Source organism: Massilia sp. R2A-15, from assembly GCF_030704305.1.
In the GTDB taxonomy this organism is placed as follows: Bacteria; Pseudomonadota; Gammaproteobacteria; order Burkholderiales; family Burkholderiaceae_D; genus JAFCUW01.
The window spans coordinates 2,289,260-2,303,173 of record NZ_CP131935.1 but is presented as its reverse complement, the minus strand read 5'-3'; the positions used below and the strand labels follow the sequence as shown (position 1 = coordinate 2,303,173).

Below are 13,914 nucleotides of genomic sequence, written 5' to 3'. Positions count from 1 at the left end.
TCAGGTCCGCAGGACCAGACCCCATTTTCACTCGTCAGTCCTTCGGCACCGTCATCGCCTGCTTGATCATTACGCAGCGCTTGTCCTCCTGGTGTGTGGTGAGCAGCGCGCGGCGGGTGCCGGCCGACAGGTCCTTGTACTGCGCCACCGCCGTTTCCAGCCGCTTGACGCTGGCCGGCGAACAGCCCGCCGGAATCAGCTCGCCGTAGCTGCGCATGTAGACCGGTCCGGCCGCCTTGTCGATCGCCGGCAGTTTGGCCAGCCGCTCGGCCGCACTCGCTTCGCTGAGGGCACCCTGTTCGGCCGGGTACAGGCTGTTCATCGCGACGCGCACCTTCGAGAACGGCAGCGTGGTCTTCAGGTCGTGCACCTTGGCCAGCCACTCGGCCTTGACCGCCGGATCGGGACGCGCCACCGTCGCGGCCAGCGCGGCCGACTGGCCGGTATCGGACTTGTCGCGCGCCAGTTCGGCCGTCACCAGTTCGGCGCTGCCCGGGTAGGCGAAGCGGTTCAGGCGTTCGATGATGGACCAGCGTACATCCTGGCCGATCGCCAGGCCGTCCACTTTCAGCTTGCCGTCGAGGAGGCCGGCGAGGCGATCCAGCGCGCCTTTGCTGCTTGCCACTTCGAGGTACTGGCCGAACCAGCGGCGCTGGAAGTTGCTGTCGCCCTTGTTCGCTTCGACACCGGCCCAGGCCTGGTCTTCCATCGCCTGCGTGGTCGCGCGCGTGTAGGCGGCGTTGGCGTGCATCGCGTCGAGGTAGTACTTCGAGGTCGACATCATGCCCAGCACCTTGCCAAGCAGGGTGTAGTCCTTCTCGGCGCCGGCATTGGCCAGCGCGGTCTTGATGAACTCATTGAGCGGCAAGTGGCCGTCGCGCACGCCGTCCCAAAGGCTTTGCCACAGCATCGAGCGCAGCAGCGGGTCGTCAACCTGTCCCAGGCTCGCCTGCGCGGTGGCGAACGAGCGCTTGTCCAGCTGGACCTTGGCGAAACCCCAGTCCTGATAGTTCGGGTAGACCAGGTCCGGGCAGGCGCTGCCGGCCAGTTCAGGCACGCGCGTGCTGGCGCCCTTGTAGGTGGTGGGAACGTTCTTCAGCAGGACCATCTTTCCGCCTTCGAGCTTGAAGGTGGCGACCTGCACGCGCTGCTCGCGCAGGGTCGGCAGGGCGACGCCCGGCGCGCTTTGCTGCAGCGTGAAGCTGGCGATCTTGCCCTTCGAGCAGGTGTACTTCGCGGCGACGGTGTTCACGCCTGCGTGGTACAGCCACTGCTGGGTCCACGGCCCGAGGTCGCGCCCGGCCGCTTCGCCCAGGCTGCCGATGAAGTCGTCCAACTTCGCGTTCTTGAAGGCGTACTTGACCAGGTAGTTGTGCACGCCTTTGCGGAATACTTCGTCGCCGAGCAGGTGGCGCAGCTGCATCAGGGTCGAGGCGCCTTTCGCGTAAGTGATCTGGTCGATGTTGTCGAAGGCGTTGGCGGTGGACGGCACCGGCACTTCGATCGGGTGCGTGGTGAGGGACTGGTCGGCGGTGTAGGCGCCTTGCTTGGCGCCGGAGTAGAACGACTGCCAGGCGTTCTTGAATTCGGTCGCCTCGGCGGTGGCCAGCGTGCCCATGAAGGACGCGAAGCTTTCGTTCAGCCACAGCCCGTTCCACCATTTCATCGTCACCAGGTCGCCGAACCACTGGTGCGCCATCTCGTGCATGATCACCGCGGCCAGGTTCTGGCGCTGCGACGCGGTCATCTCTTCCTTGTACATGAAGCCGCGCTCGGCGAAGGTCACCGCGCCGGCGTTTTCCATCGCGCCGTACAGGAAGTCGGGCACCAGCAGCTGGTCGTACTTGTCCCACTGGTAGGGAATGCCGAAGTATTCGTCGAAGAACGCCAGGCCCTGCTTGGTGTACTTGAACCAGTCGGCCGGATGGATCTGCGCGGCCACCGACTGGCGCGCGAACAGGCGCATCGGGTATTTGCCGCTGGTGTCTTCCCATACCTTGTACGGGCCGGCGTGCAGCGAGAAGTTGTAGGGGCTGAGCTTTTTCGAAGCCGGGAAGGTCCAGCGCTTGCCGGCGGCGTCGGGCGCCACCGCGGTTTCGCGCGTGGTCGACACCACCACCCAGTCGGCTGGCGCGGTCACGTTGACCTGGAAGGTGGCCTTCAGGTCGGGCTGGTCGAACAGGGCGAACATCTGGTGCGCGGCGGCCGGCTCGAAATGCGAATAGGTGTAGACCTTGCCGTCGACCGGATCGACCATGCGGTGCAGGCCTTCGCCGTTGGTGCTGTGCAGGCGCGTGTAGCTCACCACTACCGTGTTGCGGCCCTTGACCAGGTCCTGCGGCTGCAGCGTGATGAAGAACTGGTTGTAGTTCGGCGCGAGCTTCTTGCCGTTCACTTCGAGCGAGGCGATGGTGGCCTTGTCCAGGTCGATGGTCAGCGGCGTGCTGTTGTCGGCCAGGTCGAAGCTGATGCGGCTGGTGCCGGAGAACGACTCCTTGCCGGTCAGCGCGAAGTCCAGCACATAGTCGACGTTCGATACGCGCGCCGAACGGGCGGCCGCTTCGGCCTGGGTGATGTAGGTGTTGGCTGCGCGCGGCGCCTGGGCGCAGGCTGCGCCGCTGGCGAAAGCGGCGGCGACGGAGAGGGCGAGGACTCGGCGGGTGAATGGTTTCACGATGTTCCTTTTATTGGGGGGCGACGAAAGAGCGGGCCAGAATATCACGCCAATTCTGGAAAGAAAATCTTGACTTGATATGTATATGGCGGGAGATTACCGGCTGGCTAACGGACTTCAACAGGAGCGTGCAGATGAATGACAACAACGACGCAGTGGACTTGCGGATCACCCGGACCTTCAACGCCCCGCGCGAGCTGGTGTGGAAGACGATGACGCAGGCCGAACACCTGAAGCATTGGTGGGGGCCGAAAGGCGTGCCGATCGACGTGAAGAAGCATGAGCCGCGGCCGGGCGGCGTTTTCCACTACTGCATGCATTTCCCGGGCGGGATGGATATCTGGGGACGCTTCCTGTATCGCGAGCTGGCCGAGCCGGAGCGCATGGTGTGGATCAACGGCTTCGCCGACGCGGAAGGCAATCCGATCGCCAATCCGATGAGTCCCGTCTGGCCGCTCGAAGTGCTGAACACGACCACGCTGGAGGAGGTCGATGGCAAGACGGTGCTGCACTTGCTGTCGCAGCCGCTCAACGCCAGCGAGGCCGAGCGGGCGGCGTTCCTGGCGATGCATGCGTCAATGCAGGGCGGGTTTGGCGGTATGTACGACCAGTACGAGGAGTATCTGGCGTCGCTGAAATGAAAATGGGGTCAGGTCCGCAGGACCAGACCCCGAGTTGCCACTTCCTCGATTACGCTTGCAATGCAGGGTAGTCGGTATAGCCTTCAGCGCCCGGACCATAGAACAGCTGCGGACGCGCCGGATTGAATTCGGCATTCGCTTTCAGACGCTGCGGCAGGTCCGGATTGGCGATGAACAGCTTGCCGAACGCCACCGCATCGGCCTTGCCGGCAGCGATCAGGGCATCGGCGCTCTCGCGCGTCAGCTGCTCGTTGGCGATGTAGACGCCGCCGAACTCCTTCTTCAGCAGCGGTCCCAGGCTGTCGTCGCCCACCGCTTCGCGCGCGCAGATGAACGCGATGCCGCGTTTTTTCAGTTCGCGCGCCACGTAGCCGAAGGTTTCGTCCGGCGTCGAGTCGCCCATGTCGTGCGCGTCGCGGCGCGGCGCCAGGTGCATGCCTACGCGGTTCGCGCCCCACACTTCGATGCACGCATCGGTCACTTCGAGCATCAGCCGCGCGCGGTTCTCGATCGAGCCGCCGTAGTTGTCGGTGCGCTGGTTGGTGCTGTCCTGCAGGAACTGGTCCAGCAGGTAGCCGTTGGCGCCGTGGATTTCCACGCCGTCGAAGCCGGCCAGCTTGGCGTTCTCGGCGCCCTTGCGGTAGGCCGCCACCACGCCCGGAATTTCTTCGGTCGTCAGAGCGCGCGGAACAGGGTAGCCGCGTTCCGGACGCAGCAGGCTGACGTGGCCCTTGGCCGCGATCGCGCTCGGCGCCACCGGCAGGTCGCCGTTCAGCAGGTCAGGGTCGGAGATGCGGCCGACATGCCACAGCTGCAGGAAGATGCGGCCGCCGGCCTTATGCACGGCCTCGGTCACTTGCTTCCAGCCCTCGACCTGCTCGTCCGACCAGATGCCCGGGGTGTTTTCGTAGCCGACGCCTTGCGCGGTCACGGAGGTCGCTTCCGACAAAATGAGGCCGGCGCTGGCGCGCTGCTCGTAGTACTTGGCCATCAGCGCGTTCGGCACGCGCGCGCCGCCGATGGCGCGGGCGCGGGTGAGGGGCGCCATGATGATGCGGTTTTTCAGTTGCAGGTCGCCGATGGTGATCGGATCGAAGATCGTCGTCATGTTGAGTTCCTTAAAGTCCTTGGTGGATATGGGCAAGGAAAGCCTGGATGGTTTCCTCGTTGCGTTTGTAGAAGATCCATTGGCCGACGCGGCGCGAAGTGACCAGTTCGGCGCGCTGCAAAGCGGCAAGATGGGCCGACACGGTCGACTGCGACAGGCCGGTGCGCGCATCGATCAGCCCGGCGCACACGCCGATATCGAGCGGGTGCTCCTGCTGCGCGAAGTTGGCGTGCGGATCCTTCAGCCAGCAAAGGATTTGCCGCCGCACCGGATTGGCCAGCGCCTTGTGGATTGCGTCGATGTTCATGTATCGGGTTTTATCGAATCTAATATCGTGATTCTACGATATATCCGGAAATGGTGCCGGCGGGCCAGAAAACAAGGGCGATCAGGGGAAGTGCGCCAGGATCAGTGCGATCAGCGCGGGCAGCGCCTGAATGTATAAGATCGAGCGCTTGACGGTGACGGCGCCCCAGATGCCGGCGACGATCACGCACGTCAGGCCGTAGATCTTGAACAGGAACCCGACGTGCCAGGCGGGATGCAGCAGCCCGATCAGCAGCGCGGCGACCAGGAAGCCGTTGTAGCAGCCCTGGTTCGACATCGCCGGCGCCAGGATCTCGGCTTTCTCGGCCGACAGCCCGAACACCTTGCGCCCGCGCGTCTTGAACAGCACCGTCTCGAGCATAAAAAAATAGGCGTGCAGCAGCGCAACCAGCGCGATCAGGACGTTTGCGGCAATTTGCATGGCTGGCTCCGGTGATTGGTATGGGAGCACAGTGTACATGTTGTCAACGCGCCGCCGTCGCCATCGCCCACAGGCGCCCGCCGAACTGGTTCAGCGCCAGCCCGCCCAGCACCAGCGCTCCGGCGGCGATTTTCCACCACGGCAGCGACTCGCCGAGGAACAGCGCCGCGCTGGCCATGCCGGCCACCGGCACCAGCAGCGAGAACGGCGCCACCGTGGCGGTCGGGTACTTGCGCATCAGCATAGACCAGATGCCGAAGCCGAGGATGGTGTTGGGGTAGGCCTGGAACAGCACGGTCGCCAGCGACCTGAGGCCGAAGCGGCCGGCCGCCAGCTGCCACGCGGCGCCGCCTTCGACGATCCACGACGCCAGCAGCAACGGCGGCGTCGCCACCAGCGAACCCCACACCACCAGCGACAGCGCGTTCACCTGGCCCATCTTCTTGGTCACGATGTTGGCGCTGGCCCAGCACGCGCCGGCCAGCACCACCAGCACGAAGCCGATCAGCGTGGCCGTGCCTTCCAGATGGATCGCCACCAGCGCCATGCCGCCGAACGCGATCAGCGCGCCCAGCAGCTGCGCCGGCCGCGGCCGCTCCCTGAGCATCAGCACGGCCAGCCCGATCGTGAAGAAGGCCTGCAGCTGAATCACCAGCGAGGCCAGGCCGGCCGGCAAGCCGAGTTTGATGCCGGTAAACAGCAAGGTGAACTGCAGGGCGAACTGGAACATGCCGTAGGCCAGGACCAGTCCGATCGAAGTGGCCGGGCGCGCGACAAAGAACACGAGCGGCAGCGCGGCAAACAGGAAGCGCAGGGCGGTGAACAGGATGGGCGGCAGGTCCTGCAGGCCGATCTTGATGACGACGAAGTTCACGCCCCAGATGCAAACCACGCCGAGCGCGGTGAAGATGTCTGCGGGCGTCATCGTGTGCTTCATGGGTGCGGCTTTCCGGTTGTCGTGTGGTCAGCAGGCGATTATCACCCACTTCGGCCGGGCTTGCTGGGCGCTGCCCGCTGTGCTAACGTCGCTGCAATTTTTCAACCATGGCACGGACCTTCCTGCCAATACCGGGGAGCTGTCCATGAGCTGGGTCATTCTGTTTTTCGCAGGCGTGCTGGAGATCGCATGGGCCGTGGGCCTGAAGCACACCGCCGGCTTCACGCGGCTGTGGCCCTCGGTGTTCACGCTGGCGACCATGGCCGGCAGCGTCGGCCTGCTCGGCCTGGCGTTGCGGAGCCTGCCGCTCGGCACGGCCTACGCGGTGTGGACCGGCATTGGCACCGTCGGCACCGCGGTGTTCGGAATGGTCATGCTGAACGAGCCGGCGGGCGCCCTGCGCTTGCTGTCGATCGCGATGATCGTCGCCGGCATCGCGGGTCTGAAGCTGCTGACGCCGGCCTGAATTATTTGAGGCGCGCCCAGCGCTCGTAGATGCGCGCCAGTTCGCCGCTCGACTGAAGCTTCGCCAGCGCGTGATCGATCATCGGCGCGACGGCCGGATCGGCTTTCCTGCTGGTCCAGAAATACACGTAGTCCTCGTCGAACACCGCCGGCAGGATGCGCAGCTTGTCCTGCAGGTGCTCGACGCGAATGAGGTATTTCAGGGTGAATTCGCTCATGTAGGTGTAGCGGCCGTGGCCGTACAAGGTCTTGCGCAGGTTGACGACATTGTCGCCGGTGCTGTCGTCGACCTGCAGGCCGCGCGCCTTCAGTTGTCCGATGTAGGCCGAGCCGCGGGCGGTGTTGATCAAGGGGTGCAGGCGCACCAGGTCGTCGAGATTTTCGACCGTCTGCAGGTCGGTCGCAACGGCGGCCAGGCGATGGCGGGTTTCGAACACGGGCACGCTGGAGCGGATGGCGATCTGGCGCCGGCGCGTCGATTCCATCACCCCGCACGCAGCCCAGGCACTGCCGCGTTCGAGCGCATCTTCGATCACCGGCAGCGAGCGGGGACGTTCGGAGGCGCTAAAGTGGAGGCGTGGCTCGATCCGTTCGATGGCGGCCATCAGGTCCGGGCAGAACCCTTGCGGCACACCGTGGCCCACGATCCATTTGGGCGGGATGCTTTCCTGCGGCATGATGTGGACGTCGATCGGCGCGGCGTCAGCGCTGGCGGCGAGCAGCAGGGCGCAAGCAAACGCGATCGCTTGCCGGGAAATACCTCCGATGCCCATATTTATCATTGTTCTTGTTGAAGCGATGCACAGCCGTGGATTGTCGCACAATTTAGAACGGTGCGAGGCGCGGACATGTATCCGGACCAGGTGTGCGCGGTGATCCAACAGCGCCGCTTCGGCCAGACCGCGGCCATGCAGGCCGGTATCGACGCCGCGCAGGGGAGCATCATGATGCGGTGTGCCTCGCGTGGGGCGCGCGCGATGTTCATGATGCGGCTGCGGCCCAAGGGATCATGCCTTGAGCGCTGAAACGGTCTGGCTCCTGGTCGGATTTGCGGAGCAGGCATTGTTCATGCTGCGCTTGGTGGTCGAGTGGCGGCGTAGCGAACGCGCGCTCAACACCGTGATTCGCCGGTTTTGGGCTGGCTATAAGTGATGCCTTGTCCAGATCTTGGGCAGAACAAGGGGGAGAAGTACTGTCAATATTCGCCCGAATCCGATAAGTGCACCCACCATCAACAAGCCGGCCGCTAGCTGCGCTCCGTGGGCGCCTGCGGCAATTGCCGAACGCAAGAAAAACCAGCAAACTCCGGCTGCAACCATGCCTGCTACGCTGGTCGAAACCTGAAACCATCTACGAAGTTCCAGCGGCATTAATTCCCCTTATCTCACTAAGTCGGTTGTCAATGACTGCTCTTTGTAGCGAAAAAGCAATCTGATCGAAAGAGCAGTCACCGGCTGCTATTGGCCGAGCGCAACCGTTATTGGGCGGCTGCTTCCGGCCCCAAGCGGACGATGGACTTCATGCATCTTCGAGATCAAAAGCCCAAGCAGGATATGCATCCCAAGTAGCGTAGTGGCGCACGAATTCAGCCTTTGTCTCTCGAGAGCTACGTTTCGAGGCAATCATCTCCAGCAACTCAGTTACAAGCTCAGCTTCGAGAAAATAGACATACCCTTCTTCCTTGTCGTTCCGCGCGACCGTGTCGTCCTTTCCAAACTGGACAATCTTCGCCTCATTGCTCAACTGGAACGGTTCGCGCGTGTAGATCACGGATTGCTCCGGCATCTGTCCGACAAGAAAAATCGCATCTAAAAGCTGCATATCACCTCAAGAGAGAAAGTACTGAGCCGTACCGTGAACGTCTGCTTCTGGCCGGAACCGGTCTATCGCTGTTCGACCGGTTGAATCAGCAGCCGATAGCAGTCCTTCGCCAAGCCTCAGTCTACGGCGAATGTTGCTATGAGGGCAAGTATGTGGGGCGCCTTTTTTTTTAGTTGGCGGCGAACTCCGGATTAGTGCGGGTCAGGTAGTACCATTCCTGGTTCGCGCCCGCATTCACGTCCGGGAACAGGATGCGGCCATCGAGTTCCGACAGCACCGGCGTGCCGTCGGCGCGCACGCCGATCTGCTGGCCCTTGGCGACCGGGTCGAAGCTCGACCACTGGCGCACGAAGGCGTCGTCGGCGTGCATCTTGTCGTGCACCACCACCATCGACAGCGCCTCCATCTCGGCGGCCGGCACCGGCGTCGGGGCGGGGGCGTCGATGATTTTTTGGAAGGCGAGCGTATTCATGATGGCGCGGTACGCCACGTCGGGCGCGGCCGGGTCCTTGTGCTGGCCGCACTCGAGCGTCAGCGCGTAGCCGCCGGTGCTGCGCATGAATTCGGTGGTGCCGACGCCGTAACGCAGCACCGTCTCCAGCTGCGACTTGTCGCTCATGCGGCGCTGCACGCCTTCGCCGTAGGTGGCCAGCCAGCCGTCGACGAAGCGGCGCACGCCGAGTATGCGCGCCATCGCACGTTCCTTCTCCGCGTGTTTGAACGGCTGCAGCGTGCCTTCGTTGTTCTGCGGGCCGACCATCACGAACGGCTCGCTCTGCGCGTTGAACGAGTGCAGGTCGAGCAGCACGTCATGCTGCGCCAGCAGAGGGCACAGCCAGTTGGCGATCTGGTCTTCGAAGTCCTGCGGGTTCTCGTTCGGGAACAGGTTGCGGTTCAGGTTGCGCTCGCCCGCGCGCTGCTCGAGCCGATAGGCGAGGGGATTGGTGACCGGGACGAAGGTGACGCTGCCGTTGGCGATCAGGAGCTTGCCGCTGTCGATTTCTTCCATCACGCGCAGGATCGCCTTCGTGCCGCAGGTTTCGTTGCCGTGCACGGCGCCGGTGATAATCAGGCGCGGCCCTTTGCCGAGGCCAGTGTAGTTGATCGATTTGAATTGCAGGTCGCGTGCGATGGTCATTGCTGCCAGATCCATGAAAATGTCGGTGCCGACATTTTATCGGGAAACGGTAGCGCGTGCGGAAAGCGCGTGGCATCATGCGCCGCATGATAAGCAAGGCAACTACTCCCCGCGTGCATGGCCTCGACACGCTGCGCGCGCTCGCCATCGTGCTGGTGGTGCTGCACCATTACGTGCTGTTCGTCAGCGGCGACAATACCTTCGGCTGGGTCGGCGAGATCGGCTGGGTCGGCGTCGATCTGTTCTTCGCGCTGTCCGGCTACCTGATCGGCAACCAGATCTTCGCAGCGATGCGCAGTCCGCAGGGCTTCTCGCTGGGCCATTTCTACGGCCGCCGCCTGCTGCGCACCCTGCCGAATTTCTACGCGGTCCTGGCGCTGTACTTCCTGTCGTCCTGGTTCCGCGTCGACAAACCGCTGCCGCCGCTGTGGAAGTTCATCACCTTCACGCAGAACATCAACCTCGAACCGGGCACCGCGTTCTCGCACGCCTGGTCGCTGTGCATCGAGGAGCAGTTCTACCTGCTGCTGCCGGCGGCCGCGCTGCTGATCGGCGCGTTGCGCGGCGGCGCGCGCTGGGGCTGGGCCGCGATCGCCGCCACCCTGGCCGCAGGAATGGCGGTGCGCGGCGTGCAGTGGCAGGACCTGGTGCATGGCCCGCTGGCGCAGCACAACTACTTCAAGTTTATCTATTACTCGTCGTTCTGCCGCTTCGACGAGTTGGTGGCGGGCGTCGCGCTCGCGCTGCTGAAGAACTTTCACGGCGGCGCGTGGCGGCGGCTGACCGCGCACGGCAACCTCGCGCTGGGGGCGGGAACCGCGGTGTGCGCGTTCGCGTTCGCGATGTTCCTCGACGACCGTTATGGCTTCGCGATCACGGTGTTCGGCTATCCGCTGCTGGCGCTGGGGTTCGGTCTCCTGATCGTTGCCGCGCTGGGCGAACGCTCGCTGCTGCGCGCCGTCCGCGTGCCTGGCGCCGGCAGCCTTGCGCTGTGGTCGTACGCGATCTACCTGACGCACAAACAGGTGTGCATCCTGGCCGCGCGGCCGCTGGCGGGGTGGGGGTACGGGCCGGAGTCGCCGCTGGCGATCGGAGTGCTGCTCTTGCTGTCCGTGCTGTCGGGATGGGGGCTGTACAAGCTGGTGGAGACGCCGTTCATGACGCTGCGGGATCGCTACCTTCCGTCGAACTTGCGGACGGCGCCGACCAGGGCAGGGTCCGGTCCGGCGGACCTGACCCCAGGCGTCTAGCTCACCGCGTCGATGATGTCGTACGCCGCCGGCATCGCGCCGAGGTAGCCGAGCACCGCGCCGGTGTCGTAGCCGCTGGTCTCGATCACCCCGCGCAGGCCCGGCACCGCTTCCTGCGTGTGCCGGCTGCGGTAGGCATTGACCAGCAGCGCGACCAGCTCGACCGGATTGCCGCACGAGCGGCGCATGCGCGTTTCGATCACCGACAGCAGCGCGCGCTGCATGCGCGGGGTCGGGTTGACGATGTGGGCGAAGATGAGCGGGGTATTGGCGATCGATTCGCACAGCGAGCGCTCGATCTGCTCGGGCTTGAGGTCCGAGGCGATGTCGAAATAGGCGCCGTTCCAGCGCGTGCGGGCGTACTGGTGGCCGGGCGGGAAGGAGTCGACCGTGTCGAACCCGCACTTGCGGCTGAGCCAGGAGAGGCCGTCGGAAATGGTATCTAGCAGGGACATGGCGGCAGTGTAAACGAAAATGGGGACTAGGCGTCCCCGTCGTTCCGCGGGACCAGACCCCAGGCTTACGCCGCGAACCGTCCCGCGCGGAAGTCTTCCACGGCCTGCTGCAACTCGGCCTGGGTGTTCATCACGAACGGCCCGTACTGCGCAATCGGCTCGCCCAGCGGCCGGCCGGCAATCAGCAGCACGCGGGCCGGTTCCGCCGCCTTGATGCGCACGCCGTCGGCGCCTTGCGGGTTGGTCAGGATCGCCATCCGCGAACTCGGCACGCCTTTGCCTTCGACCGTCACTTCACCGCGGAAGACATATATGAAGGCATTGTGCCCCGCCGGCAGCTGCTGCTCGAAGCTCGCGCCGGCGGCCAGTTCGATGTCCAGATAGACCGGCTCGGTGCCGTCGCGCTGGACCGCGCCTTGCACACCGTGGCTGGCGCCGGCGATCACCTGTACCGTCGCTCCCGCATCGGTCGAAAACCGCGGGATCTCCTGGTTCGGGATGTCGCGGTACCACGGCGCGCTCATCTTGTCCTTGCCGGGCAGGTTGAGCCACAGCTGGAAGCCTTCCATCAGGCCGTCGTTCTGCTCCGGCATTTCGGAGTGGATCACGCCGCGCCCGGCCGTCATCCACTGCACGCCGCCGTCGGTGATCAGGCCTTCGTGGCCGGCGCTGTCCTTGTGCCGCATGCGGCCCTTGATCATGTACGAGATGGTCTCGAAGCCGCGGTGCGGGTGCTCGGGAAAGCCGGCGATGTAGTCACCCGGCTTGTCGCTGCCGAAGGCGTCGAGCATCAGGAACGGATCGAGCCTGCGCTGCAGCGTCTGCGTCAGCACGCGGTTGATCTTCACGCCGGCGCCGTCCATCACGAACTGTCCGTTGACCACGCGCTCGACGCCGCGCGGCGTTCCCACTCGTTCTGCTGTCAACTGCTTGCTCATCATGTTCTCCTTGATATGGCGGCGCCGGTTCGGCTTAAGCCAGTGCTGCTTCGATGTCGGCGTCGGCCTGGGCCCGCGCCTTGGCGACTGCTTCCGGACCCATGCCGTGGCCTTCCGAGTACACGAAGGTGACGTCGGTCAGGCCGAGGAAGCCCAGGAAGGTCTGCACGTGCGGCATTTGCGAGTCGCTCGCGCCGCCGCGGTGGATGCCGCCGCGCGACAGGGTCACGAATACCTTCTTGTCCTTCAACAGGCCTTCAGGGCCGGTCGCGGTGTAGCGGAAGGTCACGCCGGCGCGGGCAATCGCGTCGAACCAGGTTTTCAGCTGCGCGGTGATGCCGAAGTTGTACATCGGGGCGCCGATCACGATCACGTCCGCGGCCTGCACCTGGGCGATCAGGGCGTCGTCGAGCGCCACGCGCGCTGCCTGCTCCGGCGTGCGCTGGTCGGCCGGCGTGAACAGGGCGCCCAGCGCGGCTTCGTCGATGCTCGGATGCGGGTCGCTGGCCAGGTCGCGGCGCACAACGGTCGCGCCCGGATTGTCGGCCAGCAGGCCGGCGACGATCTTGTCGTTCATGCGGGTGGACTCGGAACCGGTGCTGCGGGCGCTGGAATTGATTTGCAGGATGTTCATGTGGTGCTCCTTTGTGTCTGGTTGTGAAACTGCGATGAGAATCACTTTAACAGTCCCATAATCAATCCGGAAGACGCTACAATGGATAACATTATTCAGCCAGCGGGACAATCAAATGGACGTCGAACCGAACGATTTGCTGCTGTTTGCCCGTATTGTCGAGAGCGGCAGCTTCAGCAAGGCCGCACTGCGCGTGGACCTGCCCAAGTCCACCGTGTCGCGCCGCATCGCGCTGCTGGAGGCGAAACTGGGCGAACGGCTGCTGCAGCGAACCACGCGCAAGCTGATGCTGACCGAATTCGGCGAGAGCCTGCTCGATCACGCGCGCAAGGTGGTGGAGGAGGTGGAGGCGGCCGGCGCGCTGGTGCAGCACCGCCAGCAGGAGCCGAGCGGGCGGCTGCGCGTGTCGATGCCGAACGACTTCGCCAACCTGGGGCTGACGCGCGTGATGACCGAGTTCATGGCGCGCTACCCGGCCATCACACTGGAACTGGATTTGTCGCCACGGCGGGTCGACCTGGTCGCTGAGAACTTCGACATCGCGATCCGCATGGGCGACCTGCCGGACGATTCATCGCTGGCGGCACGCCGGGTGGCGCTGGAAAAGGTGGGCCTGTACGCGTCGCCATCGTACATCGCGACGCGCGGGCTACCGGAGTCGCCCGACGACCTGCTCAAGCACGACCTGCTGTGCCTCCTGAGCCGCAACGGCGGCGCGCAGCCATGGGTGCTCACGCGCGGCAAGGCGCAGTGGGAGCGCGAACTGCCGGCGAAGCTGACCGCCAATTCTCCCGACCTGCTGGCGCGCATGGCTTGCAACGGCGCCGGCATCGCGGCCAGCTCGGACCTGTTCGCGGCGCCGTTCCTGCAAAAGGGGGAGCTTGTGCGGGTGCTGCCGGAGTGGGATCTGCCGAGCGTGACGGGATGGGCGGTGTTCCCGGGACGGCGCCTGATGCCGGCCAAGACCCGGGCCTTCCTCGACATGATGGAAGTGCTGTGCTGCGAAGATGCGAAGAAGCGGTTGTCTGCTTAAGTCTGTCGCTCCTGCGGAGGCAGGAGCCCATGCCGCGGCGGCTCATCTTCAGCATGGGTTCCAGCCTTCGCT

Annotated in this window: 17 protein-coding genes; 6 read left to right on the top strand and 11 right to left on the bottom strand. The window is 64.6% G+C overall.

Annotated elements, in window-relative coordinates; genetic code table 11:
* Positions 1 to 34: 34 nt before the first annotated feature.
* Positions 35 to 2,674 (bottom strand): aminopeptidase N, encoded by a 2,640-nt coding sequence (gene pepN / locus Q4S45_RS10535; RefSeq protein WP_305511678.1) that lies wholly within the window; start codon positions 2,672 to 2,674, stop codon positions 35 to 37.
* A gap of 134 nt (positions 2,675 to 2,808) precedes the next feature.
* Between pepN and Q4S45_RS10530 the strand changes: the two genes are divergently transcribed.
* Positions 2,809 to 3,315: an SRPBCC domain-containing protein gene (locus Q4S45_RS10530; protein WP_305511676.1), complete on the top strand. Its 507-nt coding sequence runs from the start codon at positions 2,809 to 2,811 to the stop codon at positions 3,313 to 3,315.
* A 49-nt stretch (positions 3,316 to 3,364) separates the two neighbouring features.
* Here Q4S45_RS10530 and Q4S45_RS10525 read toward each other — a convergent pair whose 3' ends face one another.
* The 4 genes from Q4S45_RS10525 to Q4S45_RS10510 all read right to left on the bottom strand — a co-directional run bounded on the left by Q4S45_RS10525 (position 3,365) and on the right by Q4S45_RS10510 (position 6,096).
* Positions 3,365 to 4,423, bottom strand: a complete 1,059-nt coding sequence (locus tag Q4S45_RS10525; RefSeq protein ID WP_305511675.1) for an alkene reductase — start codon at positions 4,421 to 4,423, stop codon at positions 3,365 to 3,367.
* A 10-nt stretch (positions 4,424 to 4,433) separates the two neighbouring features.
* Complete coding sequence (locus Q4S45_RS10520; protein WP_305511673.1) at positions 4,434 to 4,730, bottom strand: helix-turn-helix transcriptional regulator; 297 nt, start codon at positions 4,728 to 4,730, stop codon at positions 4,434 to 4,436.
* A gap of 81 nt (positions 4,731 to 4,811) precedes the next feature.
* Positions 4,812 to 5,171 (bottom strand): DUF1304 domain-containing protein, encoded by a 360-nt coding sequence (locus Q4S45_RS10515; protein WP_305511671.1) that lies wholly within the window; start codon positions 5,169 to 5,171, stop codon positions 4,812 to 4,814.
* A 43-nt stretch (positions 5,172 to 5,214) separates the two neighbouring features.
* Complete coding sequence (locus Q4S45_RS10510; protein WP_305511670.1) at positions 5,215 to 6,096, bottom strand: EamA family transporter; 882 nt, start codon at positions 6,094 to 6,096, stop codon at positions 5,215 to 5,217.
* Between the two features lie 157 nt (positions 6,097 to 6,253).
* Between Q4S45_RS10510 and sugE the strand changes: the two genes are divergently transcribed.
* Entirely contained in the window at positions 6,254 to 6,574 is a 321-nt protein-coding gene (gene sugE / locus Q4S45_RS10505; RefSeq protein WP_305511668.1) for a quaternary ammonium compound efflux SMR transporter SugE, read from the top strand.
* Position 6,575: 1 nt separating this feature from the next.
* Here sugE and Q4S45_RS10500 read toward each other — a convergent pair whose 3' ends face one another.
* Positions 6,576 to 7,346, bottom strand: coding sequence for an ABC transporter substrate-binding protein (locus Q4S45_RS10500; RefSeq protein ID WP_305511666.1), 771 nt, complete (start codon positions 7,344 to 7,346; stop codon positions 6,576 to 6,578).
* A 75-nt stretch (positions 7,347 to 7,421) separates the two neighbouring features.
* Between Q4S45_RS10500 and Q4S45_RS10495 the strand changes: the two genes are divergently transcribed.
* On the top strand, positions 7,422 to 7,598 hold the full coding sequence (locus Q4S45_RS10495) for a hypothetical protein (RefSeq protein WP_305511664.1): 177 nt from the start codon (positions 7,422 to 7,424) through the stop codon (positions 7,596 to 7,598).
* The gene (locus Q4S45_RS10490) at positions 7,588 to 7,725 is read left to right on the top strand and encodes a hypothetical protein (protein ID WP_305511662.1); all 138 of its coding nucleotides are present in this window, start codon (positions 7,588 to 7,590) and stop codon (positions 7,723 to 7,725) included. Before Q4S45_RS10495 ends, Q4S45_RS10490 begins: the two co-directional genes overlap by 11 nt.
* Before the next feature lie 366 nt (positions 7,726 to 8,091).
* Here Q4S45_RS10490 and Q4S45_RS10485 read toward each other — a convergent pair whose 3' ends face one another.
* Together Q4S45_RS10485 and Q4S45_RS10480 are read right to left on the bottom strand one after the other, a co-directional pair.
* Complete coding sequence (locus Q4S45_RS10485; protein WP_305511660.1) at positions 8,092 to 8,394, bottom strand: hypothetical protein; 303 nt, start codon at positions 8,392 to 8,394, stop codon at positions 8,092 to 8,094.
* Between the two features lie 169 nt (positions 8,395 to 8,563).
* Positions 8,564 to 9,532, bottom strand: a complete 969-nt coding sequence (locus tag Q4S45_RS10480; RefSeq protein ID WP_305511658.1) for a succinylglutamate desuccinylase/aspartoacylase family protein — start codon at positions 9,530 to 9,532, stop codon at positions 8,564 to 8,566.
* A 77-nt stretch (positions 9,533 to 9,609) separates the two neighbouring features.
* Here Q4S45_RS10480 and Q4S45_RS10475 point away from each other — a divergent pair, with 77 nt between their 5' ends.
* Complete coding sequence (locus Q4S45_RS10475; RefSeq protein WP_305511656.1) at positions 9,610 to 10,782, top strand: acyltransferase; 1,173 nt, start codon at positions 9,610 to 9,612, stop codon at positions 10,780 to 10,782.
* On the opposite strand, the gene Q4S45_RS10470 is transcribed toward Q4S45_RS10475, so the two are convergent.
* The 3 genes from Q4S45_RS10470 to Q4S45_RS10460 all read right to left on the bottom strand — a co-directional run bounded on the left by Q4S45_RS10470 (position 10,779) and on the right by Q4S45_RS10460 (position 12,809).
* Positions 10,779 to 11,237 (bottom strand): hypothetical protein, encoded by a 459-nt coding sequence (locus Q4S45_RS10470; protein WP_305511654.1) that lies wholly within the window; start codon positions 11,235 to 11,237, stop codon positions 10,779 to 10,781. The genes Q4S45_RS10475 and Q4S45_RS10470 overlap by 4 nt on opposite strands.
* A 65-nt stretch (positions 11,238 to 11,302) precedes the next feature.
* The gene (locus Q4S45_RS10465) at positions 11,303 to 12,175 is read right to left on the bottom strand and encodes a pirin family protein (RefSeq protein ID WP_305512087.1); all 873 of its coding nucleotides are present in this window, start codon (positions 12,173 to 12,175) and stop codon (positions 11,303 to 11,305) included.
* A gap of 34 nt (positions 12,176 to 12,209) precedes the next feature.
* Complete coding sequence (locus tag Q4S45_RS10460) at positions 12,210 to 12,809, bottom strand: FMN-dependent NADH-azoreductase (RefSeq protein ID WP_305511651.1); 600 nt, start codon at positions 12,807 to 12,809, stop codon at positions 12,210 to 12,212.
* Between the two features lie 115 nt (positions 12,810 to 12,924).
* On the opposite strand from Q4S45_RS10460, the gene Q4S45_RS10455 reads away from it, so the two are divergent.
* Positions 12,925 to 13,842 (top strand): LysR family transcriptional regulator, encoded by a 918-nt coding sequence (locus Q4S45_RS10455; RefSeq protein WP_305511649.1) that lies wholly within the window; start codon positions 12,925 to 12,927, stop codon positions 13,840 to 13,842.
* Positions 13,843 to 13,914: the final 72 nt, after the last annotated feature.

What these genes read in the sequence shown, in the direction of transcription:
- Q4S45_RS10530 (WP_305511676.1), top strand. Translation starts at nt 2,809, where the DNA reads ATGAATGACAACAACGACGCAGTGGACTTGCGGATCACCCGGACCTTC.
- Q4S45_RS10525 (WP_305511675.1), bottom strand. Translation starts at nt 4,423, where the DNA reads ATGACGACGATCTTCGATCCGATCACCATCGGCGACCTGCAACTGAAA.
- Q4S45_RS10520 (WP_305511673.1), bottom strand. Translation starts at nt 4,730, where the DNA reads ATGAACATCGACGCAATCCACAAGGCGCTGGCCAATCCGGTGCGGCGG.
- Q4S45_RS10515 (WP_305511671.1), bottom strand. Translation starts at nt 5,171, where the DNA reads ATGCAAATTGCCGCAAACGTCCTGATCGCGCTGGTTGCGCTGCTGCAC.
- Q4S45_RS10510 (WP_305511670.1), bottom strand. Translation starts at nt 6,096, where the DNA reads ATGACGCCCGCAGACATCTTCACCGCGCTCGGCGTGGTTTGCATCTGG.
- sugE (WP_305511668.1), top strand. Translation starts at nt 6,254, where the DNA reads ATGAGCTGGGTCATTCTGTTTTTCGCAGGCGTGCTGGAGATCGCATGG.
- Q4S45_RS10500 (WP_305511666.1), bottom strand. Translation starts at nt 7,346, where the DNA reads ATGGGCATCGGAGGTATTTCCCGGCAAGCGATCGCGTTTGCTTGCGCC.
- Q4S45_RS10495 (WP_305511664.1), top strand. Translation starts at nt 7,422, where the DNA reads ATGTATCCGGACCAGGTGTGCGCGGTGATCCAACAGCGCCGCTTCGGC.
- Q4S45_RS10485 (WP_305511660.1), bottom strand. Translation starts at nt 8,394, where the DNA reads ATGCAGCTTTTAGATGCGATTTTTCTTGTCGGACAGATGCCGGAGCAA.
- Q4S45_RS10480 (WP_305511658.1), bottom strand. Translation starts at nt 9,532, where the DNA reads ATGACCATCGCACGCGACCTGCAATTCAAATCGATCAACTACACTGGC.
- Q4S45_RS10475 (WP_305511656.1), top strand. Translation starts at nt 9,610, where the DNA reads ATGCGCCGCATGATAAGCAAGGCAACTACTCCCCGCGTGCATGGCCTC.
- Q4S45_RS10470 (WP_305511654.1), bottom strand. Translation starts at nt 11,237, where the DNA reads ATGTCCCTGCTAGATACCATTTCCGACGGCCTCTCCTGGCTCAGCCGC.
- Q4S45_RS10465 (WP_305512087.1), bottom strand. Translation starts at nt 12,175, where the DNA reads ATGAGCAAGCAGTTGACAGCAGAACGAGTGGGAACGCCGCGCGGCGTC.
- Q4S45_RS10460 (WP_305511651.1), bottom strand. Translation starts at nt 12,809, where the DNA reads ATGAACATCCTGCAAATCAATTCCAGCGCCCGCAGCACCGGTTCCGAG.
- Q4S45_RS10455 (WP_305511649.1), top strand. Translation starts at nt 12,925, where the DNA reads ATGGACGTCGAACCGAACGATTTGCTGCTGTTTGCCCGTATTGTCGAG.